The 21783-nt window shown below is 40.5% G+C and carries 21 protein-coding genes and 1 tRNA gene; 9 read left to right on the top strand and 13 right to left on the bottom strand.

Going from position 1 to position 21783, the window contains the following annotated elements; genetic code table 11:
- Nucleotides 1–285: 285 nt before the first annotated feature.
- Both VB740_RS29440 and VB740_RS29435 read right to left on the bottom strand, forming a co-directional pair.
- Complete coding sequence (locus VB740_RS29440; RefSeq protein WP_323203380.1) at nucleotides 286–489, bottom strand: bacteriocin; 204 nt, start codon at nucleotides 487–489, stop codon at nucleotides 286–288.
- Nucleotides 490–1247: 758 nt separating this feature from the next.
- Entirely contained in the window at nucleotides 1248–2057 is an 810-nt protein-coding gene (locus tag VB740_RS29435) for a hypothetical protein (protein WP_323203379.1), read from the bottom strand.
- 105 nt (nucleotides 2058–2162) lie between these two features.
- Here VB740_RS29435 and VB740_RS29430 point away from each other — a divergent pair, with 105 nt between their 5' ends.
- Nucleotides 2163–2960 carry an HAD family hydrolase gene (locus VB740_RS29430; RefSeq protein WP_323203378.1) on the top strand — a complete coding sequence of 266 codons (798 nt, stop codon included), beginning with the start codon at nucleotides 2163–2165 and terminating at the stop codon, nucleotides 2958–2960.
- 50 nt (nucleotides 2961–3010) lie between these two features.
- The gene (locus tag VB740_RS29425) at nucleotides 3011–3751 is read left to right on the top strand and encodes a Uma2 family endonuclease (RefSeq protein ID WP_323203377.1); all 741 of its coding nucleotides are present in this window, start codon (nucleotides 3011–3013) and stop codon (nucleotides 3749–3751) included.
- A 62-nt stretch (nucleotides 3752–3813) separates the two neighbouring features.
- On the opposite strand, the gene VB740_RS29420 is transcribed toward VB740_RS29425, so the two are convergent.
- Nucleotides 3814–4446 carry a DUF4336 domain-containing protein gene (locus VB740_RS29420; RefSeq protein ID WP_323203376.1) on the bottom strand — a complete coding sequence of 211 codons (633 nt, stop codon included), beginning with the start codon at nucleotides 4444–4446 and terminating at the stop codon, nucleotides 3814–3816.
- Nucleotides 4447–4482: 36 nt separating this feature from the next.
- On the opposite strand from VB740_RS29420, the gene VB740_RS29415 reads away from it, so the two are divergent.
- The 3 genes from VB740_RS29415 (at nucleotide 4483) to VB740_RS29405 (ending at nucleotide 7454) form a co-directional block, all read left to right on the top strand.
- Nucleotides 4483–5232, top strand: a complete 750-nt coding sequence (locus tag VB740_RS29415; RefSeq protein WP_323203375.1) for an AraC family transcriptional regulator — start codon at nucleotides 4483–4485, stop codon at nucleotides 5230–5232.
- A gap of 161 nt (nucleotides 5233–5393) precedes the next feature.
- Nucleotides 5394–6023 (top strand): FMN-binding negative transcriptional regulator, encoded by a 630-nt coding sequence (locus VB740_RS29410; RefSeq protein WP_323203374.1) that lies wholly within the window; start codon nucleotides 5394–5396, stop codon nucleotides 6021–6023.
- A gap of 213 nt (nucleotides 6024–6236) precedes the next feature.
- Nucleotides 6237–7454: an acetate kinase gene (locus VB740_RS29405; RefSeq protein ID WP_323203373.1), complete on the top strand. Its 1218-nt coding sequence runs from the start codon at nucleotides 6237–6239 to the stop codon at nucleotides 7452–7454.
- A 150-nt stretch (nucleotides 7455–7604) separates the two neighbouring features.
- Here VB740_RS29405 and VB740_RS29400 read toward each other — a convergent pair whose 3' ends face one another.
- The 3 genes from VB740_RS29400 to VB740_RS29390 form a co-directional block, all read right to left on the bottom strand.
- Complete coding sequence (locus VB740_RS29400; RefSeq protein WP_323203372.1) at nucleotides 7605–8552, bottom strand: hypothetical protein; 948 nt, start codon at nucleotides 8550–8552, stop codon at nucleotides 7605–7607.
- Nucleotides 8552–9427, bottom strand: coding sequence for a hypothetical protein (locus VB740_RS29395; RefSeq protein ID WP_323203371.1), 876 nt, complete (start codon nucleotides 9425–9427; stop codon nucleotides 8552–8554). The genes VB740_RS29400 and VB740_RS29395 overlap by 1 nt, the downstream gene beginning before the upstream one ends.
- A gap of 133 nt (nucleotides 9428–9560) precedes the next feature.
- Nucleotides 9561–10019, bottom strand: a complete 459-nt coding sequence (locus VB740_RS29390) for a hypothetical protein (RefSeq protein WP_323203370.1) — start codon at nucleotides 10017–10019, stop codon at nucleotides 9561–9563.
- 504 nt (nucleotides 10020–10523) lie between these two features.
- Here VB740_RS29390 and VB740_RS29385 point away from each other — a divergent pair.
- From VB740_RS29385 to ftsH3, 4 genes are all read left to right on the top strand, one after another.
- The gene (locus VB740_RS29385) at nucleotides 10524–11309 is read left to right on the top strand and encodes a hypothetical protein (protein ID WP_323203369.1); all 786 of its coding nucleotides are present in this window, start codon (nucleotides 10524–10526) and stop codon (nucleotides 11307–11309) included.
- A gap of 80 nt (nucleotides 11310–11389) precedes the next feature.
- Nucleotides 11390–11809 (top strand): GNAT family N-acetyltransferase, encoded by a 420-nt coding sequence (locus VB740_RS29380; protein ID WP_323203368.1) that lies wholly within the window; start codon nucleotides 11390–11392, stop codon nucleotides 11807–11809.
- A 17-nt stretch (nucleotides 11810–11826) separates the two neighbouring features.
- Nucleotides 11827–12621, top strand: a complete 795-nt coding sequence (locus VB740_RS29375; RefSeq protein WP_323203367.1) for an aminotransferase class IV — start codon at nucleotides 11827–11829, stop codon at nucleotides 12619–12621.
- 113 nt (nucleotides 12622–12734) lie between these two features.
- The gene (gene ftsH3 / locus VB740_RS29370; RefSeq protein ID WP_190729958.1) at nucleotides 12735–14576 is read left to right on the top strand and encodes an ATP-dependent zinc metalloprotease FtsH3; all 1842 of its coding nucleotides are present in this window, start codon (nucleotides 12735–12737) and stop codon (nucleotides 14574–14576) included.
- 616 nt (nucleotides 14577–15192) lie between these two features.
- Here ftsH3 and VB740_RS29365 read toward each other — a convergent pair.
- The 7 genes from VB740_RS29365 to rsmA all read right to left on the bottom strand — a co-directional run bounded on the left by VB740_RS29365 (nucleotide 15193) and on the right by rsmA (nucleotide 21031).
- Nucleotides 15193–15411 (bottom strand): hypothetical protein, encoded by a 219-nt coding sequence (locus VB740_RS29365; RefSeq protein ID WP_094330884.1) that lies wholly within the window; start codon nucleotides 15409–15411, stop codon nucleotides 15193–15195.
- 395 nt (nucleotides 15412–15806) lie between these two features.
- Complete coding sequence (locus tag VB740_RS29360; protein WP_323203366.1) at nucleotides 15807–16988, bottom strand: low temperature requirement protein A; 1182 nt, start codon at nucleotides 16986–16988, stop codon at nucleotides 15807–15809.
- Between the two features lie 217 nt (nucleotides 16989–17205).
- Nucleotides 17206–17277 (bottom strand) — tRNA-Gly (locus VB740_RS29355).
- 172 nt (nucleotides 17278–17449) lie between these two features.
- Nucleotides 17450–18055, bottom strand: a complete 606-nt coding sequence (locus tag VB740_RS29350; RefSeq protein ID WP_323203365.1) for a sporulation/spore germination protein — start codon at nucleotides 18053–18055, stop codon at nucleotides 17450–17452.
- A gap of 708 nt (nucleotides 18056–18763) precedes the next feature.
- Nucleotides 18764–19093 (bottom strand): DUF3082 domain-containing protein, encoded by a 330-nt coding sequence (locus VB740_RS29345; RefSeq protein WP_323203364.1) that lies wholly within the window; start codon nucleotides 19091–19093, stop codon nucleotides 18764–18766.
- A gap of 85 nt (nucleotides 19094–19178) precedes the next feature.
- Nucleotides 19179–20132: a 4-(cytidine 5'-diphospho)-2-C-methyl-D-erythritol kinase gene (gene ispE, locus VB740_RS29340; protein ID WP_323203363.1), complete on the bottom strand. Its 954-nt coding sequence runs from the start codon at nucleotides 20130–20132 to the stop codon at nucleotides 19179–19181.
- Between the two features lie 74 nt (nucleotides 20133–20206).
- A complete protein-coding gene (gene rsmA / locus VB740_RS29335) occupies nucleotides 20207–21031 on the bottom strand; it encodes a 16S rRNA (adenine(1518)-N(6)/adenine(1519)-N(6))-dimethyltransferase RsmA (protein WP_323203362.1) in 825 nt (274 codons plus the stop codon).
- Nucleotides 21032–21783 lie beyond the last annotated feature (752 nt).

Genomic DNA, 21783 nt, shown 5'->3' with positions numbered 1-21783 from the left:
TGCACGGATCTAACTGAGAGGTGCGGGGAATAATATCCCCCATCGACTCAACCAAAACAATCATATTTAACAAGTTGTGGGGGTTTAAGCCCCCGGCTTCTATCAAGCCGCAAGTGTTGTGGCGGGGTCTAAATCCCCGTTACAACACGTAATTGCGAATTGCGAATTGGTTTAACTAGGTTATGTCTTAAACTTTGTTATAGGCATAACCTAGTTAGTTTTTATAAGGTATGCCCAGAACGGCCAAATAATCAGCAAACTTCAGTTAATAAAGGAAATTAGCTGCTAAACAACCTTTTGCCATCTATCAGGGGCAAAACGAATATCTACACATTCATAAAGACCGTCACCCTGATAAATTCTAGCTCCTGCACCATATGATAATCCTGCATAAGTACAAGAACCGCCGCTAATCTTTTCCAACTCTTTATCAGTCAAATCACTTGCAACAATTTTATAATCTAGGTCAAAAATACTAATGCTAGCCATGATGGAATCTCCAACACTAAAGTAGTCGTTTTTAGGAGCATTTTTCCGAAACATTGGATTAGCTATAAATCGTCTAATCCCACTTCAATATTATGGAATTAAAGCAAGGATTTAAAGGGGTAAATGCTTATTTAAATAACATAATTACATGACTTATGTTTTATTTATTAAAATTTGATTTTTTTGATAAGAGAGTTCATGCTTATAAATAAAAGTGCAATAAAGCCTCTTGCTAGCCAAAATACATGCTATTTGAAACTAAAATTATGCCTGTGAGTCGTATATAGAGATTGATGCCTTGTCACAGTACTACCACTTGAAAAAGCCATATTTATAAATTTTTGCTAGATTAGTACCAACTTTTACAAAAGTTTTAAAACATAATTACATGACTTTTGATTTAGGCAAGTAAGCAGAGGTTTGAAAGAAGTATCCAGGCGAGCTTACTACACCCCATACTAAACACAATCACAGTGAATAAGTGGGCTTTTGTGTTGTCAGGTCAGTGGTCTACAGCCTAGTAGAACCATGCCACAGTGATAGCAGTTCCCCCAGGAATGAGCGTGAATCGTGGTAGCTATTGTAGAAATTAGTAGCACAATTACCCCAATCGCCACCATAATCGCTGCCACCACGCCAATGGCACGACGCTAAACATGGCTGAAACACCTAAATTGTATGTAGTACTTATGTACACTTATGTACAATGCGTAAGTTCTACTTACATTTAATTACGTCTACCTACTTAAAGCCATAATTTATTGTCTAGCCGAGCCTGATTTCTTCGTTCCAGGTGGCGTTGGGGCATTTGGTTGGCGACTAGTACGGAAAGTCACATTTACGCCTTCATTCGATTGCTCCAGTACCAGTAGAGGCGTAGGTTTAGCCTTTTGATCCCAATGCATGGTAGCAATCCGACCTTGAATGGTTGGTTGCCAACTATCTTCGTCTTCTATCGGGCTTAGGTAAGTTTCTATACAGTCAATAATTTGACTAATAGTCGCAGAAGTTGCTTGTGTAGGTAACTTCATTAACCGGATTTGAATGCGAAACAGCACTCGCTTGGCAGAATTCCCTGGACTACCAGTCTCATACTCTACATCAAAAATTTCATCTACTTGTCGTCCAGTGCTATTAGCAATTCCGACTGATCCAAGTTGTGCTTGATTTGGCCGCAGAGCTTGAGTAACTTTTTCCTTGATCTGAATTTTCACTTGATTAAGGATTGCAAAATGAAACACCTCCTCTGACATCCGCATTCGCAGATAATCCAAGTTAAAGTCCCGTGAGTTGACCAAATCGGGATTAGTTTCCATTTTGCGAATTGTTTCCAGCGCCAGCTTAAACTTTTTCTCTAATTCTCGCGCGCGGAATTGCTCAAACTTAAGTTTTTTCTCCAGCTGATTCATCTGGAGCTTACTATACACAATCAAAGCAATCACTGCTAAAGCCAGTCCTCCAGAAGTTGCCAGCAATAATACTGGTATTTCAGGATTACTTGCTGGCACTTCCTGGGATGCTTTTTTGGGCTTTCCTGGGGTTTGGGCAAGAAACATCGAAGTGGGCATGGTTGGAAAACTGAAAAACTTGACTCCTGATGTTTAGGATGCCCAAATCTTCAATGCCATCTTGCTGTATGATTAATATTTTTTACAGCCTTTTACAAATCACATATGTCCAGACACCAGAGCATCCCTGCCCTGTCTGAGTTTTCATCTACAAGCTTTCTTCATATTCGTCTGATAGCCACAGATATGGATGGCACTCTAACTAAACGAGGAAAATTTACTTCTGCCCTGTTGCAAGCTTTAGAAGATTTAGCAGCAGCCGACATTAAGGTGCTAATTGTCACAGGACGTTCTGCTGGGTGGGTGAGTGGATTGAGTAGTTTGATGCCAGTGGCAGGTGCTATGGCAGAAAATGGCGGTTTGTACTTTCCACCTGGGAACCAGAAACCATTAGTCTTAACACCTATTCCCGATTTAGCTAAACATCGCCAGCACTTGGCTACAACTTTTGAGAATTTACAAACTAAATTTCCCCAGATTCAAGAATCTGCTGATAATCGCTTTCGCATCACCGACTGGACTTTTGATGTAGCTGGTTTGCGTCAAGACGAACTACAAACCCTAGATAGTCTTTGTCAACAAATGGGTTGGGGATTTACCTATAGCAACGTGCAGTGTCACATTAAACCCCAAGGGCAAGATAAAGCTGTGGGATTGTTGCAGGTATTGGGCGAATACTTACCCAAGTATTCACCAGAACAAATTGTTACTGTTGGCGATAGTCCCAATGATGAAAGTTTATTTGATCGGCGTTATTTTCCTGTTTCTGTAGGCGTGGCAAACGTGCTGGAATATGTGAATCAGTTGAAATATCACCCTACTTATATTACTAACGCTGCCGAAGGTGCAGGATTTTGTGAGTTATCTAGTTATATTTTGAAAAGCTTGCACATCTCAAGTTAGGGAGAAGTAAAGTTGTTCTACAATAATCTCGTAGCACTGATTTTACAACCATGACGGCTACTGTACCTGTTAGTGTCGAATCAGAAATCTTTTACCCTAGTGCTGATGGTCAACCAGTGGCAGAAACTTACGACCACCTTTATGCCTTGCTAAGTACTTTGGAAGTCCTGAAACAGTATTTGGCAAATCGTCAGGCAACAGTATTGGCAAATCAATTTCTTTATTATGCACAAGGCTTTCCTAAGTTACGGGTAGCCCCAGATGTGATGGTGATTTTTGATGTTGCACCTGGCGGTCGGGACAACTATAAAACCTGGGAAGAGGGTCAAGTACCCACAGTTATTTTTGAAATGACATCCTTTGGTACAAAAGGACAAGACGAAATCTTTAAAAAGACCCTCTATGAGCAGCTAGGTGTCAAGGAATACTGGCTATTTGACCCTAAAGGCGAGTGGGTGGAACAACAGCTACGTGGCTATCGGCTGCGGGGAGAAATCTACGAACCCATACAAGATGGACGCAGTGAACCATTACAACTGCGTTTGGTGGTTGAGGGAAGGCTAATTGGGTTTTATCGAGAGGATACGGGTGAAAAATTACTGATTCCTGATGAACTGGTAGAGGCTTTACGACAGGAAGTTTTAGCAAGACAGCAAGCAGAAGGACTGGCAGAACAGGAACACCAACGAGCAGAACAGGAACGCCAACGAGCAGAACAGGCAGAATTGCAGATAGAGCAGTTAAAGGCAAGGTTGCGATCGCTCAATGTAGACCCCGATACTATTCAGTGAGACGCAGGGTGTAATTATACGTGTATTTTATTGTGCCGACTTAACTTATGGGTTAAATATTGCTATAAAGAGGTTTCTAAAAACCACTCATAACCTGCTTTAAAGTGAGATTTACCATTTTGTTCAATTATGCTGCCATGCGCCATAATTACTCGTTCAAAATCCCAAGTAAGAAGCTGTTGAATTGACCATTTTACTTTGACTTTATCCTGAGTTGCAAATTTCTCCAATAACGATGGACGAAGTTGGTTGTAACCACCCAGAAGTTTGGCTATTAACTTTGTGCTTGGTGAACATTGATTATCAAAATGAAAAACTATGTCGGTGACAATCAAAGTTCGGCTTTTGATATGAAAGAAGACGCATTCATTCAGTGGTGAACATCCGCTAGTATCTAATGTGTTGAATCCTTGTATTAATAAATACTCAACTCCATTAATTTGGTGAATGCTGCGATCGCTAATAATATAGTCAATTTGCAAATCTGGCCGTTTATGCTCTAGACCAGATACTGCCCATAGTTTGGCATGGGGGTAACACAGCTTGAAGTCAGCAACAAATAGATGATGGTACAAATTGGGGGCGACAATATGAATCACTTCCCCCAATTGATTTAGCTCATTAATAGTTGCGTCATCCATCTCAATAGACGAGATCACCATTAATTTACCACTGGTCAGACGAATCACAGTCATCCTCGTCCCTACTTCCAAGCCAAAATATTTTAGCGGTTGTTCAGCAACCCAAAGGTCGACCTTGTAGTCACAAGTTTTGGGGAAACTCGTGGGATTGCTGCCTTCAATGCTGATCGACTGCAACCTTACCAAGCACTACCAGGAGGTTTTGATATTGTGCCTCAAGGCAGTACTTATACTTCGGTGGAAGATGCTTCTTGTTTTGTGGTGTTTGGATATTCCCAATCTTTTCTAGAACGCATAGTCAAAGTGGAAGCAGAGGGACAGACAATTGAATTACAGCCAGGGCAAATTCCTAAGACTCATTGGGGTTTGAGCGCTGCGATCGCTACGCAAGAGTTTTTTTATAATGGACAAATTGGTGGTGCATTTTACTTAGAATCAGTTGCAACGGCGGTGTTGGCACAGATTATTCACCGACGTTCAAATCTATCTAAACGGCTCAAACGTCCACCAGAGTTTTTAGACCCAAATTCGTTAAAGCTTGTCTTGGAATACATTAGAGCGCATCTATCCCAAGAACTTAACTTAAACCAAATTGCTGCCACGGTAGGATTCAGTCCCTACCATTTTGCACGAGCATTTAAGGTAACAACTGGACTGTCGCCTTATCAATATGTCCTCCGGTGTCGGCTGGAACTTGCCCAAAAATTGTTACAAAACCAAAAGCGATCGCTTGCACAGGTAGCCGCAGAAGCGGGATTTGGTAGCCAAAGTCATATGACATCTGTGTTTCAACGAATGCTACATACAACTCCTAAGCGTTACCAGCAAGAAATTGAATAGTGTTTTAGACCATACATGAAACCGATATATGTGTAGTTTTTCCAAGACGGTTTGAAAAACTTTATCAAGAAAGGCAGAGGGCAGTCCCAATGAAAAAATTTCATTGGGACTGCCCTCTGCCTTCTGCCTTCTTCAAAAGTTGATAGTGACGTTAAATCGCCATGTATAGACCAACCGCTTTTCAAGAAGATAATGTTGATAAATTGATCGCCTTTATGAGAGCCAATAGTTTTGCTACGTTGGTATCGATTATAGATGGTGTACCTTATGCTTCACATGTTCCTCTTGTCATCGCAATGCAAGGGGATGCTGTTAAATTAATTGGTCATCTGGCAAAGCAAAATCCTCAATCGCAAGCTCTTGGTACTGAGTTACTTGCTATCTTCACCGGAGCACACGCTTACATTTCCCCTACTTTATATGAAAGGTATGAAAGTGTACCTACGTGGAACTATATTGCTGTTCACGCGTATGGTATTCCCAAAGTCATCATGCTCAATGACTCTCCAGAATCAATGAACCAAATGCTCAACGAGATGATAGATACTTACGAAGCTGATTACAAATCGCATTGGCACAGTTTATCTGACGGATTCCGTGAAGGTATGATGAATGGCATTGTGGGATTTGAAATAACTGTTACACGCTTGGAAGGTAAGTACAAACTTAGTCAAAACCGAAGCCAAGTTGAGCAGCACAATGTGTCAAGTACGCTGCTACAAAGTTCAGATCCGGCTGCTCGTGCTGTCGGTGTCGAGATGAAACAAAACCTTGAAGCGAATGAGTATTAGTAAAGGGCATTTGCGCGGAGTGGAGAAATTTAGCGATCGCGTAGTTATACAAGTAAAATCTAGCCTTAGATAGATGGCAAAAAGTTTAATTAACAAATGAAATCTACCGTTGTCAACTAGCAGCAATGAGCCTGTACATTATGCCCATAGGCTAGAAGCATGAGGCTACACTTAGTGACATGATCAAAGGAGATTATGTTTTTATGTTGTTATATGAAGATATTGGTGCTGAATGCCGGATCGAGTACCCAAAAGAGTTGTCTGTATGAAATTGCAGATGAGGCTTTCTCCACCCAAGCAGCCCAACCACTTTGGGAAGGGAAAATCAACTGGGTTCAAGATCGGGGTGTGGCAGAAATTGAAGTAAAAACTGCTATGGGTGCAACGTTGCAAGAATCAATATGTGGTGATTCTCCACAGGCACACCTCAACTATATGCTCAATACACTTAGTGATGGTGCTACCAAAATAATTGATCAGTTATCAGAAATCGATGTGGTGGGGCATCGGATAGTACATGGCGGACAGGATTACCGAGATAGTGTGGTAATTACGGAAGATGTTAAAAAAGCGATCGCTCGTCTGTCTAACCTTGCTCCAGCACATAATCCAGTTGCTTTGGAAGGTATAAAAGCAATTGAAGAAATCTCAAAAGATGTCACCCAAGTAGCAGTTTTTGATACTGGATTTCATGCAACTCTCCCCGATGCAGCAGCAATCTATCCTGGTCCATATCATTGGGTAGAGCAAGGTATTCGTCGCTATGGGTTTCATGGTATCAGTCACCAATACTGTTCTCAACGTGCTGCCCAAATCCTCGGTCGAGATGTTCCACCTGAGCGGTTAATTACCTGTCATCTGGGTAATGGTTGCTCTTTGGCGGCGATTAAAAACGGTCGCAGTATTGATACCACAATGGGATTCACACCCCTAGAAGGATTAATGATGGGTAGCCGTTCTGGTTCAGTTGATCCGGGAATTCTGATTTATCTATTGCAATACTGCAATTACTCGATCGAAAAGTTGGATCATATATTAAATAAAGCTTCTGGGTTAAAAGGAATTTCGGGTGTATCTAGCGATATGCGAGAAGTGAGAGAATCGATAGCTCAAGGTAATTCCCGCGCTCAACTCGCATGGGATATCTATGTGCATCGACTGCGTTCTGGTATCGGTGCAATGCTTACCAGTTTGGGCGGACTAGATACTTTGGTATTCACAGCAGGTATGGGTGAAAACTCTCCAGAAATTCGCCAAGCCGCCTGTGAAGCCTTGGGCTTCTTGGGATTGAAACTTGACCTTGAGAAAAATCAGCAGCATCCTGTAGATGAGGATATTGCGACACCCGATTCAGCAGTTCGGGTATTAGTTATTCATACTCAAGAAGATTGGGCGATCGCCGGGCAGTGTTGGCAGCTTTTGAAACAGTAAAAACAGGGTTTACGCATTAACCTAAAAAAATATTTAATACAGCACATTTCAGGTAAATGAAGTACATGTATAAAACCCAAAACCTTGTAGAGACGTAGCAGTACTACGTCTCTACGTGTATTCGATTAGAGCGCAATCTGCTGTATATACTCAAAATAATAGGAAGCGACGTATGATTAGTTTCCCAACTTGTGGCCCTATAAAGCTTAAAATGTACTTGGCAATTTTTGGGGCAATCAGTGACATAAATGGCAATAATAAGGCATTAACATTACTAAAGCTATTAGTAGCACCAACAATAACGCTAGGGATTAAACTAATCGGCGTCCATGCCAACCAATTTATAAATTTAGAGTTGATGGAAGTACGTCTTTGAAGTTGATTTACTAGTACATAGCGGGTAGTAGCAAATAGTATAGTGAAGCCTATCCAAGCAAATATTAATATTATCACATTTGCTGGATACAGATTGTAGACTAATAAAGTAGCAGTAAAGAGCGAAGCTAACTCCCAAACTAGCAGATTTAGCTTAGTCCGAAAGCAATTTAGCAGTTGTTCAGTTAGCCAATAATGAGCCGAGACAATTGTTGAATAGTTAGAATTTTGGATAAAATCCCACTTGATTTTGTGGAATATATCACCATGAAGAAGGATAGTACTTTGCAAAATGATGTCTTTATCTTCATAAGCAGCCGAAGCTAGTTCAGCCTGCTTATAATAAGAATTAAAGGTTATTCCAGACTGTAAGCTTGTTTTGCTCCGTGCGGTTTTACTCAGAAAACATTTAATAATATTGACTATGACAATAACGTAAAAAAAATTAACTTCCTTTTCAGCAATTTCTTTTTGCTTTCCCAACACAACATTATTCCTGAAACAGGTGTAGTACCAAAGAGGAATTATCATCTTTGGTGGAATATAGAGAGAAACACCATTTACTTGTGCTTGTTGAATCTGTTCTACAACTGTCTCATTTAAATAAAAACTACATTGTGATTCCTCAACTTTAAGTTCAAAGCAATCGCCTTGAGGAACTTGTAGAAATACAGAGAGTATAACATCGGTTTGATTATCTGTTTTGGTTATATTGGCGTTCATTATCGAGATAAATTTGCGATATTCTGTACCAAACTAATCAAAAAACTAAATGTTCCACGCCACTGTTTCTCTCCGGAAATTACTCCTTGATTATGTGTATTAATGATTAAGTTTTTAGCGTCTTCAGATAAACTAAATAGGTCTTTATTGTAACGAGTGATAATATCTCCATCTAACTGCATAACAGTTTGAGCATAGATTATATCAATGTTGGTACTTGTCACGTTAGTACTATCAAGTGCAGCTTTAAGTTCAGACATTTTACGTAGGGTACGAACAAATCTATCATTATCCAAAAGCCTTTGAATTTCTTTAAAACTTGCAATCCAATCTTCTTGATTATTTTCATCTTTGTCATCAAGGATGGGAGTTGGAGCAGGTAATATTGGTTTAGCTAGCTTTATATTTTCTTGATCAGCTTCAACTAGGTTTGCTTGAGATTTTTTCGCGTATTCAAGCCTCTGACGATATCGTTTTACCCTATCATCTTGAGGATTATAAAAACCTGAACCTTCCTCAAGAAGAAGATAAAAATATTCTCTTTCAAGTTGGTCAAATAGGCTTATATAACGCTTACGTAGTTCTTCAGCTTGAGAACCTTCTTTTGGAATTCCTTTTGCTTTAAAATAATCTGGGTCATGTATAGAATAAATTTCTTGATATGCCTCCCAAGCATTAAACTTTGAAGCATTTATCCTATTTACAATCATCGTATTTACTTCTAAGGCTGTGATGTCATCAACTAATGTCTGTACAGATGATACTAAATTGTTTAATAAGCCTCTAGCTCGGTTTTCAATATCTTGGGGTTTAGCAGCATTTTGGTTTTGAATTTGAATACTATTTTGGTCTTTAATTTGAATATTATTAGACATAGTGTCACCCTCTTATCAGTTATGATAATTATTGCTGTATTCTTGTATTTACTAAATACAAGCAAATAAACCTAAAGATTAGGCTAGATTGCTGCTAGTGTTTTAGTTTAAATGGGTAATTAACAAAGAACGCTTAAAGTTCGGACTTTTTACGATATTTCACAATTTCCATGAATAACCCATACAACTTCTCCACGCTTTCTATATTCTTTTGAATGATTTCTCGACTGTCTTTAACTTGAGTTAAATGAAATTCTCGAATTTCTTTATAGAGACCGCTATCAGTAAATTGACTACCAATTTCATTTTGTATATCACCATTAACAAGATTAATTCGGGTATATATCCGATTGCCTGGTTTGGGAGTTTCTATCTCATTTTGTGCCTGATCAGATGACTCTGCCACCCATGTAGTGATTTTTAAATCAATGACTTCGACGATTACTGTTTTAATAGCATCAATAATTTCGTCAACATCTAGTCCTTTTTTATCAGCATTAAGATTAGTAACTATTGTTTTAAAATTACTATCTTTGGTCTGAGGGGATAGACCATTATTTTCTAAGTTGTTCGTAGTTACAGTGTCTAGCATAAGATGAAATAATCAAAAGGTCTAATTGCTAACAAAACACCATTATTCTAGACTACGTTATAAATTTTACTGCTATTACTTAATAAAACTAAGTAATATCAAAGGATTTTGATCAGTTAAGAGCTTGTTGCTCAAGAAAAGTAAAGCTAAATTTATAAGGAGCTAATTTTGTCTCCAAAAATAAAATAAATTACTAAATGCTCCAAATAAGTATGTATTGTACTCTACTATAAAAGTGCCTACACAATAGTTTGTATAATAAGATACTAAATATTTCATACCGACTTTGCCGTTCTACCTGTTTTCGGTTTCTCTTGAGGAAAGATAGGCTTGTTTATTAGACTGCCTTGAAAATAAAACGCTTGGTAGTGGTTAGGGAAATGGTAGGGTAGCGTCTTGATGGATGCTCTCCTGTGTAAGCTACTGTGATTATATAGCTGAGTAATTTTACAAAAAGTATATTATATACAATAAGTTACTGATGCTTGGGAAGATAAAGAAAATATGCTGTTGTCGCGTAAAGACATTGCTACACCTTTTATAATTTGTGCGTGTATTTTAGGAGTTGGCTTGATTCAATTCCCCCAATTGCAAAAACTGATAAATAGCAAACAATCTGCTTCTTTAGAAACTCTAGAAAAAGAAATAAAATCAGAAAATCTTCGTCTTGATTTCCTCGAAAGAATGCCTACTTTTGGTTATGATAATTTTATTGCAAATTTGGTATATCTCAGCTTTCTCCAATATTTTGGAGATGATGAGGTTCGGGATAAAACAGGTTATAGTTTAAGTCCAGAATATTTTGAAGTCATTCTAGAACGTGACCCGCGATTTTTAGAAGCGTATCGTGGTCTTTCTATCAGTACTTCATTGTATGCTGCTATGCCAGAACGTGCGATCGCATTGTCAGAGGAAGGCTTGAAATCACTATCTCCCTTAGTTCCCGAAAAGTCTTATTACGTGTGGCGCTATAAAGGAATTGATGAATTATTATTTTTAGGCAATGCTCAAGCTGCCCAACAGTCTTTTGCAACGGCAGCAAACTGGGCTAGTAACTTTTCAGATGCAGAGAGCCAGACAATCGCTAAAATTTCCCAACAAACTGCTGAATTTCTGAGTCGAAATCCTCAGAGTAAATATGCTCAAATTGGAACCTGGTCAATGGTTTTAAATAATAGAGTTGATCAGAGAACTCAGAAAAGAGCAATTAGGGAAATTGAAGCTTTGGGAGGAAAAGTAATTACAACTCCTGAAGGTACTAATAAAATTGTATTTCCCCCTAAAGATTAAATGATTGCAAGTGTAATAAAGGATTATATTCGCTCATTTTTTTTCAAATTTCTCACGCATGATTGGATAAGGTAATACTGATGTCAATAAAATTGGTAGAATCTGACTTTCAAATATTAGGATGCTTTCCTGTTATTTCCCAGTTGCGCCCTCACCTGGAGCAAGAGAAGTTTGTAGAACAAGTGCGAGATCAAATGAAAGAAGGATATCAACTTGCATTCTTGGAAGTAGAAAAGCAAGCTGTAGCGATCGCGGGATTTCGCATTTCTAATTGTTTAGCATTGGGAAAGTTTTTATACATTGATGATTTAGTAGTTGATGAGTTGAAACGGTCACACAGCTACGGTCAACAATTATTTCAGTGGCTAATTGAATATGCCAGAAATCATGAATGTAAACACCTGAGTCTGGATTCTGGTGTTCAGCGATTTGCAGCCCATAGATTTTATCTCATGCAGCGTATGAGCATTACAAGTCATCACTTTTCAATGGAGTTGTAGCGAGAAGCAATTTGGTTGTGACAAATAATATTTTTTGGTATGACGGTAAATTAATTCACTCTCAAACCCTAGAATTAAACATCAACGATCCGGGTTTACTTTATGGAGCAACTGTTTTTACCACATTGCGGGTTTATGAGAACTCGCTCGATAATAATTTAACTAATTGGCAGGCACACTGCGATCGCTTACTTTTCTCACTACAAACTTTTGGGTGGCGGCAACCCGATTGGAATCGTCTGCGTCAAGGTGCTCAAATTCTCCTGGCTCACTTCCCGGTTCTCAGAATTACCCTTTTTCCCGATGGACGGGAGTGGATAACTGGCAGATTCTTACCGCAAGATTTGACAGAAAAACAAAATAATGGTGTTGCGTGCGCTGTTGCTAGTTCGGAATTTTATCGCTCTCTCCCCTCTCATAAAACTGGAAACTATTTGAGTGCTTGGTTGGCAAAAACTAGCTCAGATGCTCAAGAAGCAATATTAGTTGATGCTCAAGGAAATTGGCTAGAAACCAGCACAGGCAACCTTTGGGGATGGTGCGATCGCAGTTGGTGGACGCCGCCAATAAAAGCCGGAATTTTACCGGGAATTGGGCGATCGCAACTTGTAAACTGGTTGCAAAACCAACAGCAGCTGGTGCGCGAACAACCTTGGACGGTGGAGCTAGTGCAGAGATTTGAAGCGATCGCCTACACTAATAGTGTGGTAGAGATTATTCCCATTCATACCGTTAATCAGCCTTCAGGGTCGCTACAATATAATCCCTACCATTCTAGTTTTCAGCAAATAAAGGGGCTTTTTTTAGCATGACAACCACGCCAAATTTGTTATATCTTAAGATAAGTTAACATAATTCTTAATAATCACCTTTCCGAGCAGAGAAGCTAGGCGATTGCGCGAAAAATACCGGAGGATAGACCTTAGTGAATAAAAGATGGAGAAATGCAGGGCTGTACGCGCTGCTGTTTATTGTCGTAATTGCGCTGGGAACAGCATTTTTTGACAAACAACCCCAAAGCAGAGAGACATGGCGATATAGTCGCTTTATTCAAGAAGTTCAACAAGGCAGAGTTGAAAAAGTCAGTTTAAGTGCAGATCGCTCTACAGCACTGGTTACGCCCAAATATGACCCCGCTAAACGGATTGTTACCTTAGTCAACGATCCAGACTTGATCAATACTTTGACTTCTAAAGGCGTTGATATTTCTGTATTGCCCCAAACCGATGAAGGATTTTGGTTTAAGGCACTGAGCAGCTTATTTTTTCCTGTATTGCTTTTGGTTGGATTATTCTTCTTGCTACGTCGTGCTCAAAGTGGTCCAGGTAGCCAAGCGATGAACTTTGGCAAATCCAAAGCCAGAGTCCAAATGGAACCACAAACTCAGGTAACATTTGGCGATGTTGCTGGTATTGACCAAGCCAAGTTGGAATTAAACGAAGTCGTAGACTTTCTGAAAAACGCCGATCGCTTTACCGCCGTTGGTGCAAAAATTCCTAAAGGTGTGTTGTTAGTTGGCCCTCCTGGTACAGGTAAAACCCTCCTAGCTCGCGCTGTAGCAGGTGAAGCAGGTGTACCCTTCTTCTCAATCTCCGGTTCAGAATTTGTGGAAATGTTCGTAGGTGTGGGTGCATCCCGCGTCCGCGATTTATTTGAACAAGCTAAGACTAATGCTCCTTGTATCGTCTTCATCGATGAAATTGACGCCGTAGGTCGTCAACGGGGTGCAGGTTTAGGTGGTGGTAACGATGAGCGGGAACAAACCCTCAACCAGTTGCTCACAGAAATGGACGGCTTTGAAGGTAATACTGGCATCATCATTATTGCCGCTACCAACCGTCCTGATGTCCTAGATGCAGCACTATTGCGTCCTGGTCGCTTTGACCGTCAAGTTGTGGTAGACCGTCCTGACTATGCTGGACGTAGCGAAATTCTCAAGGTACATGCCCGTGGTAAGACCTTGGCAAAAGATGTGGACTTGGATAAAATTGCCCGTCGTACCCCTGGATTTACTGGCGCAGATTTATCCAACCTGTTGAATGAAGCCGCAATTCTGGCAGCACGCCGGAATTTGACTGAGATTTCGATGGATGAAATCAACGATGCAATTGATCGCGTATTAGCCGGCCCAGAGAAGAAAGACCGGGTAATGAGCGAAAAGCGCAAAACCTTGGTGGCATATCACGAAGCTGGTCACGCCTTAGTTGGTGCTTTAATGCCAGACTACGATCCTGTGCAGAAGATTAGCATCATTCCTCGCGGTCGTGCAGGTGGTTTAACTTGGTTTACCCCCAGCGAAGACCGGATGGATACTGGTTTATACAGCCGCGCTTATCTGGAAAATCAGATGGCTGTGGCTTTGGGTGGTCGGATTGCTGAAGAATTAATCTTTGGTGAAGAAGAAGTTACCACTGGTGCTTCTAATGACCTCCAACAAGTAGCACGGGTTGCGCGTCAGATGATTACCCGATTTGGCATGAGCGATCGCTTGGGCCCAGTTGCCCTTGGTCGTCAGCAAGGTAACATGTTCCTGGGACGGGATATTATGTCAGAGCGTGATTTCTCTGAAGAAACCGCCGCAGCCATTGATGAAGAAGTCCGTAAACTTGTGGATGTAGCCTATACACGCGCTAAAGAAGTGTTAGTGGGCAACCGTCACATTCTAGATCAGATAGCTCAAATGCTGGTTGATAAAGAAACGGTAGACGCTGAAGAGTTACAAGAAATTCTGTCGAATAACGATGTGACAACTGCTGCGTTTGCCTAATTTGATCAATAGTTAGGAGTTAAGAACAATCTCTAACTCCTAATTGTCATAAAAGCCCGGTCACAAAGACCGGGCTTTTAATATGGGGTTATATACCCCGCAGGTTTCGTTATAGAGTTTCGGTATAAATCGCTTGTCTGATAGAGACTACCACCTGAGCATAATCAATTCCGGAAAATTAGAAAAATTTTTCTTTGGCTACTAGAGGTGGGTTTGGGAATTGGCATAGAACAAAGAATATATCAGGGTATCACGCGAGAGTGGCTGTACTGATATAACCGTTTAATAACGCCGGAAGAACGTACCCAAATATTGGCACAAAGGTTGCGTGAACTCGGTGTAGTTCCTGATTCTCTCTCGTAAGTTAGGGTAAAAATCCTCCTGTTAACGTCTTCTATAACTAGCAACTTGGATTCTTGGATTATTTAGTGAAAATTAGAAATCACGATAATTCTGAGATTTGACAGAATTAACCTGATTGTTTTGAATGCAAAAGCATCCATGCATTCTCTGTAGCACCCCTTATAGCGATCAAAAGTGTTCTCCTTTAGATAACTTTCTAAATCTTGACATGGCTAACCTGAAGAGTGGCTTGATACTTAACCAGTCACCTATCTTAAACTCTGGATGTCGGTTTCAAAAATAGCCACGCCACAAAGAACGTAGCAGCTGTAAATAGTTGTGTTAAATCCAAAGCAGATAGATAGCCATCCGCAAATGAAGCAATGCTGCGATCGGTAATGCCAAATACCCAGGATGACAGTCCAAACAGCCAAATCCCATTCTTGAGATTTCCGACGAATTCCTTAGAGTCTGATGGTTTCTGGTCTTTCATGATCTTCTGTCCCATTGGTGAACAATTTCGTGATTGATGCAAAATACTTGCCATTAAGAATTTTTCTGACTCCTGACGCTGAATTTACACTTCCTATTAATAATATTAATAAATATTTCACTTACTTGACTTCACTACCCAAAGGTAAATCTCCTAATTTTGACATTACTCTTTTGGTTTTTTAACCTCTGATAGACGGCAATCCGTTGATTTATCAGCTTTACAGCATCAAGCTTGAAGGCTGAGATAAAATTATTTTTGAATAACTATATAAAGATTTACTGATATTTAAAATAAAATACTCCATAGGATAGACGTTTTTAATAAAACTCTTCAAACTTAAATTAAATGGAGATGTTGTAGTGGCGCACAGATGTACGCCACTAGACTATGAGCTAAATTTCCGGGTCAACCAAGCGGGTAGTGGGACGACTTTGATATAAATCTTGAACGACTTGGATAGCAGAAACTACAGCTACAAGGGCAATGACTGCAACAGGTAATAAACCTTTGCCAAAGATAGCGATCGCTAGCAGCACAACTGCACCCGCAAGTCTGTACTGAGAACGAATTTTGCAATAACGGATTACCCCAAATCTATGGAGAATGCTGACAGCCAGAGAGCACAATGCTACTGAACCACAGATGAGCCATCGCTGGGAGTCTGGTAGTGCTAAAGTTGGCTTACTCAACAAGATTTGTTCTACGCCAACTCCAGCAGCAGTAATCCCAATCACTAGTGGTAAATGGGTGTAAAGCCAGAGATTAACAACACCAACTTTTCCATGCGTCCGCGCCATCTCAATAGGTTTACCGCCCAGGTTATCAAAATAGACCCACCACCAGCTAAAGGCGATAACTAGACCAAACACGGCGGAAATTACGGTTAAAACATCCCATTTCTGCTCAGAAACACCATTGACCACTGCAATGATTGCTTCACCCAAGACAATAATGGTAAATAACCCGAAACGTTCTGGTAAGTGGGAGGCATGGGGGAGTAACCCGATCTGAAACTTACGTCCTGTTAAGGGCGTAGCAAAGTCAATAATGATTCCCAGCCCCCAGAATCCGAACCGCCAAGGGACGGGTACAAATGCCGATATTAACCAAAGCAAGGCTGCGATCGCAAAACCAATAGCGTAGCGAGTAGTCAAAGGACGTGCAGAAGGGATATGTCTTCCAGCACGGACGTACTCTATTACAAGCACAGCCCGACCGAGAGCATAGGAAATAGCAAAACCAGGGGAACTCTCGCCTAAACCGTGGTGGATATTAATAGCCATTGCTGCCGCTGTCAGCATTTGTACACCAATTAGCAGTCGATGTCCCATATCATCGCTGTCAAAGCGGTTGGCATAGAATGTGGTGCCAATCCATGACCACCAAACTGGTATAAATAGAACTACAAACCCAAACAATCCTGAAAAAGAGATATCCTCGTTAAGATTGTGGGCAAGTTGAGAAACTGCAACTACAAAAACCAAATCATAAAATAGTTCCAGCCAAGTAGCGTGTCGTTCTTCTTGAGTGTCTTCACCGATGCGTAACCTTGGCGGTTGGAGAAAATTTGCCATAGTGCTAATTGCGAATCGCTAATTGTTTTTTACCATTAGCTGTCATCAATTAGCGAGTGCTTAGATGCTTCTACGTAAATTCCTAAAAACCTGCTGATAATACAAATTAGCCCCGTCCATTTTGAAACCTGGAGTTATGCAGGAGAGTATATGATTCAGTCTTGCCTTGAGTTTTGAGCTTTACTCTAATTCCAAAAAATTATTGTTTTAATTTTAAAGCGGGCGATGGGACTCGAACCCACGACGTTCACCATGGGAAGATGACATTCTACCACTGAATTACGCCCGCGAATTGCATGCCATCAACTTATGTCTAAAATTAATCATACCATTATTTATGGCTGTTTTCAATTAGCTAGAACATGCACTATTTTGACAACTGCTGATGTCTAATTCCTGTGGCTGTTCAGATTGGGAAATCTTTTTAGCTAGCTGATGATGGCACTTACTACCATATTTAATTAAAGAACAATGTCCTTACCTTGCTCGGTGAAGCGAACCTCTTTAATATTCCATTGGGCATTACTTGTTAGGGTTTTGCGGAGACTGCCAAACAGAGCAAACTGTTCACAACTAGAAAGAGAAGCTATTTGTCGCTTTGAATCGGGGGATATTCGCAAATCGACTGTTGCAATGCCATTTTTAATGTTGACACGATACCCAGACAAGCTAAAGTCACTTGTATCTCGTTTTTCTAAAATTTTATTTACTACATTTGTCACTGGTTCCTCAGCCGGTACTGAAACCTTTTCTGGAATGAGTTCTTGGCACTGAGTATCACTTGTGTATAGCATGACGTTGGTAGTTTTGCTAGTGGTAGCTTTGGGAGTTGATAAGGAAAGCGTATTTTCTTTAGGAGATTCTTGATTAGGAAGTTTTTCCCTCAACTGAGCTACGCTAGGAATTTGGCTTGGAGTCTGAGATGATGAGCTATTTGTCGGTGTTGTGGTAGCAGATGGCGCTTCACTGTCAATATTACGAGTGGTGGGGTTAGAACTACAACTGCTGAGGCTGACAACAATCGTCACAAAAATAAGGGGTAGAAAATATCTATTGGTTGTGCTCATAATTTTGCTCACGAGTGATATTGCTGCTATCAACTTCAGTGTTGTTGGTATCAATTCCACATAAATTTGTGAATATTGAGCCACTTTATAAAGTGTCAATCAGAAATCTGTTAAGGTCAAGGATTATACTATACACCGAAATTATAACGTCTGCTGTTCAAGGAACAATGCCTGACGACAAGCCGCTGACGCTCCTTCTCTGCGAGACGCTACGCGAAGGTCGCCACCGCTTCTCTACGAGAGGCTTCGCTAACGCTAATGCGTCTACGCCAATCTCAAAAAGCTTAACCAGAAGAAGTAAAGGTGCAGGAAACAAACTTCGATGATTCAAGGAGACATGCGTGGGCGGTTGGAAGAGAAACTAGAATGCCCTGAAGGAAGGGTTCAGCATCTATAGGGAAATCGTAGAGTAGCTCAAGCAGGAATTTGATTTAGAAGTCAAATATCAGAAGGTATATCGTGTAGTAGGCTATCAACTTCAGGCGAAGCTCAAAAAACCTCGACCAGATTGCTATTGAACTGGGCTATCAAAATACGTGTAACTTCTTTTGCCAATTTCGTCAATACCACGGGCTTTCTCTAAAAACTTCAAGAAAACAGCAACAACTTCTTCAACATTCCAAAAGTGCAAAGTTACAATTGATTAAAAATCAATCGTGGTCGTTAAAAAAACTTGTATCTTGAGGTTGCTGATTCAAAGTTAGATTACTAATCTTCACTGCTTTTTTGCTTGCTCAACTCTTGTAGTAATAATTGCACTCCCAAAGCCAATAAGCCAATTGCTACTATCCCAAATATCCCACTTCCTAAAGCAACTACACCAACAACCAGAGTCCGAACAGCAGAAGAAATCTTAATTACTAATGGATTAATTGAATGGATAGGTTTATTAGCAAAATTTGTAGCGATCGCAATCATCAGCGAATACAGTGCATATCCCATTCCTCCAGAAATAACCGCCCCAGTTAAACAGCGTAACGGGCTTGCTGTTGCCTGTATTTTGGTATCTGTTTGTGGTGTTAAATTTTGGTCACTCATACCATTTTATATTTTATATTTTAGATTTGGCTATTTGGAATAATTCTTATCTATTCCCTATACTTCATTAACAAAAAAGAATTATTTAAATAGATGATGCCACTTTAATACCATGTGTGATTGTCTGAGTTATAAACAATTCTAAGTCTTCATCAACAATTGCTTCCCTCACTTGCAGCTTAACTTGTTCTGCCTGCTGTTGAGACTCAAAAAGAGCAAATACTGTTGGGCCAGAGCCAGACATCATTGTTCCTAAAACACCTTCTTGATTTGCAAACACTTCTCGCAGTTGCAAGACTTGGGGATAGGCTGGCAATACCACTCGCTCTAAATCATTGTGCAGTTTTTGGGCAATTTCTACCGTATTTTTATCCAGGATAGCTTTTACTATTGCTCCTGAATGAACTGCATTAGCACGCGCTACCAAGTTGTTGCTATCTCTAATGTAAGAATGACCAAACTGCTGTCTATAAGTTTTGTATGCCCAAGGTGTGGAAACTTCTAAACTGCGGTATTTACCCAATACTACATACATATTATCTAAACTCGGCAGGGAAGAAAGTTGCTCACCCCTACCTGTTGCGATCGCAGTTCCACCCACTACACAAAATGGTACATCCGAACCAAGTATGCCTCCCAACTCCTCTAATTCTGATTGAGTTAATCCCAATTTCCACAGTAAATCTATTCCCACCAACACAGCTGCTGCATTCGTCGAACCGCCAGCCAACCCAGCTGCTACAGGAATCTGCTTGTTGACGGTAATCTCCACACCCCCATATCTAGCAAAGGCTTCAGGAAATTGCCTCACCATTAATTCCGCTGCCCGGTATGCCAGATTACTTTTATCTGTCGGTACTTGCGGGTGGTTGCAGTGAACACGGATGTTGTCAGTACTGATAGAATGCACATGAATTTGGTCTGCAAGCCCGATGCTTTGAAGTATCATGGCTAACTCGTGATAGCCATCGGGGCGATCACCAATGATTTCCAGATACAAGTTGATTTTGGCAGGGGCAATTAGGCTGTAGGAACGCATTTTCTGGAAGTGGGGAATGAGGAATGAAGAAGGGGAATGGGGAATGGGGAATGGGGAAAAATCTGTCTTGTTCCCTACTCCCTACTCACTACTCCCAATTCATTTGCTAGAATTACCCATTGCTGAACGCTGAGGTCTTCGGCTCTAGCTTGGGGATTTATTTTTAATTGTTCCAGCAAGTGGCTCAAGCGATCGCGTTCCATAACAGATTGCAAATTATTTCGTAACATTTTGCGCTTGGCACCAAACCCCAACTTTAAGAAATTCTCTAATTGTCGAGGATTAAGTGCTGGTATTTCTATTTTTCGGGGACGCAATCGCACCACTGCTGAATCGACTTTTGGCGGTGGATGGAATGCGGCCGCTGGAACTGTGCAGATTAACTCACATTCAGCCAAATACTGTACCCGCACACTCAACGCCCCAAAGGCTTTTGATCCTGGTTTAGCATACAACCTTTCTGCGACTTCTTTTTGTACCAGCAACACTATTGAGTCAAATGGTTCGGGGTTGGGGTTAGCGATCGTACCCAGTAGTTTCTCAATGATTGGCCCTGTAATGTTGTAGGGAATATTGGCTACTACCTTATTTGGCTGTTGGAAATTGGGAAAGGCTGCCAGATAAGATGGTAAATCTAGAGTGAGAAAATCGCCTTGCAGCAGTAAAAAATTTGCAGTCTTACCAAGCTGCTTTGACAACAGTTGGCATAAGTCGCGGTCTATTTCAACTGCAACCAGAGATTGCACTAAAGGTAATAAACGACGAGTCAGAATGCCGGTTCCGGGGCCAATTTCCAAGATGCGATCGCTTTTTGTACACTCTGCTGCTTTAATAATTGCGTCGAGTGCCTTTTCACTTTTGAGCCAATGTTGAGCAAAGACCTTACGCGGTCGGATCATCTGTATTTCTTGCCTAGTCTAGTTTTCAGCTTTTTATCAAAGACTTATTATAAATTTTGAAGCCCCTCTACGGCGCTAGACTCACTGTAACGCCTATCTTCTTTCTCCAAACGCTCCGCGAACATCGCGTAAATTTACATACAAGCGTCACCCTTAATATGGGAGTCTTAAACCGCAAGCTCTGCAACAATTATTCTCTTATTCTTATATCTTATATATATAGTTAGTTCTGGCATTTGGATTCAAGATAAATCTCTCCAGCAAGACGACTCCTGCCTTTTTGGATAAACATTATTTGGATAAACATTACTATAATCACTCAACCTGCATCAAATTCCATTTAGAGACAAGCAACGTCCATTATTCACACAGTCAGGTTTAGCCACTTCGTTCTCGCCTTCCTCCTGTTGCTTAACTCATTAACCTGAAAGCAAGTCCAGGTAAGCAATTTGGGTTTTTAGAAAAAAAATAAATTTACCCCTTGACAAACTAGGGGATGACTAGTTACTCTAGTTAAGTGGGAAGCGAGAGACGCCAACCACCGCTGAACCTAAAAAACATAATACTTTGAAAGCTTAAGAAAAAACCAATCCTCGTCAAAAGATTTTGCTTTTGGGATTTCCCAAAAAAGACAGTCGAAATTATAACTAGGATTCCGGGAAATATTTTTTTTCGGAGCCACAAACTCGAAACACAACAAAACGGAGAGTTTGATCCTGGCTCAGGATGAACGCTGGCGGTATGCTTAACAC

The organism is Nostoc sp. UHCC 0251, assembly GCF_034932245.1.
Taxonomy (GTDB): Bacteria; Cyanobacteriota; Cyanobacteriia; order Cyanobacteriales; family Nostocaceae; genus Nostoc.
This window is presented reverse-complemented; position numbering and strand designations above follow the sequence as displayed.

Bases quoted from the DNA above. Each gene is read 5' to 3' on its own strand.
- ispE (WP_323203363.1), bottom strand. From the start codon at position 20,132: ATGCGTTCCTACAGCCTAATTGCCCCTGCCAAAATCAACTTGTATCTG.
- VB740_RS29345 (WP_323203364.1), bottom strand. From the start codon at position 19,093: ATGAGTGACCAAAATTTAACACCACAAACAGATACCAAAATACAGGCA.
- VB740_RS29435 (WP_323203379.1), bottom strand. From the start codon at position 2,057: ATGCCCACTTCGATGTTTCTTGCCCAAACCCCAGGAAAGCCCAAAAAA.
- VB740_RS29365 (WP_094330884.1), bottom strand. From the start codon at position 15,411: ATGAAAGACCAGAAACCATCAGACTCTAAGGAATTCGTCGGAAATCTC.
- VB740_RS29380 (WP_323203368.1), top strand. From the start codon at position 11,390: ATGTCAATAAAATTGGTAGAATCTGACTTTCAAATATTAGGATGCTTT.
- VB740_RS29390 (WP_323203370.1), bottom strand. From the start codon at position 10,019: ATGCTAGACACTGTAACTACGAACAACTTAGAAAATAATGGTCTATCC.
- VB740_RS29350 (WP_323203365.1), bottom strand. From the start codon at position 18,055: ATGAGCACAACCAATAGATATTTTCTACCCCTTATTTTTGTGACGATT.
- rsmA (WP_323203362.1), bottom strand. From the start codon at position 21,031: ATGATCCGACCGCGTAAGGTCTTTGCTCAACATTGGCTCAAAAGTGAA.
- VB740_RS29395 (WP_323203371.1), bottom strand. From the start codon at position 9,427: ATGTCTAATAATATTCAAATTAAAGACCAAAATAGTATTCAAATTCAA.
- VB740_RS29385 (WP_323203369.1), top strand. From the start codon at position 10,524: ATGCTGTTGTCGCGTAAAGACATTGCTACACCTTTTATAATTTGTGCG.
- VB740_RS29360 (WP_323203366.1), bottom strand. From the start codon at position 16,988: ATGGCAAATTTTCTCCAACCGCCAAGGTTACGCATCGGTGAAGACACT.
- VB740_RS29400 (WP_323203372.1), bottom strand. From the start codon at position 8,552: ATGAACGCCAATATAACCAAAACAGATAATCAAACCGATGTTATACTC.
- VB740_RS29405 (WP_323203373.1), top strand. From the start codon at position 6,237: ATGAAGATATTGGTGCTGAATGCCGGATCGAGTACCCAAAAGAGTTGT.
- VB740_RS29410 (WP_323203374.1), top strand. From the start codon at position 5,394: ATGTATAGACCAACCGCTTTTCAAGAAGATAATGTTGATAAATTGATC.
- VB740_RS29420 (WP_323203376.1), bottom strand. From the start codon at position 4,446: ATGACTGTGATTCGTCTGACCAGTGGTAAATTAATGGTGATCTCGTCT.
- VB740_RS29440 (WP_323203380.1), bottom strand. From the start codon at position 489: ATGGCTAGCATTAGTATTTTTGACCTAGATTATAAAATTGTTGCAAGT.
- VB740_RS29425 (WP_323203377.1), top strand. From the start codon at position 3,011: ATGACGGCTACTGTACCTGTTAGTGTCGAATCAGAAATCTTTTACCCT.
- VB740_RS29430 (WP_323203378.1), top strand. From the start codon at position 2,163: ATGTCCAGACACCAGAGCATCCCTGCCCTGTCTGAGTTTTCATCTACA.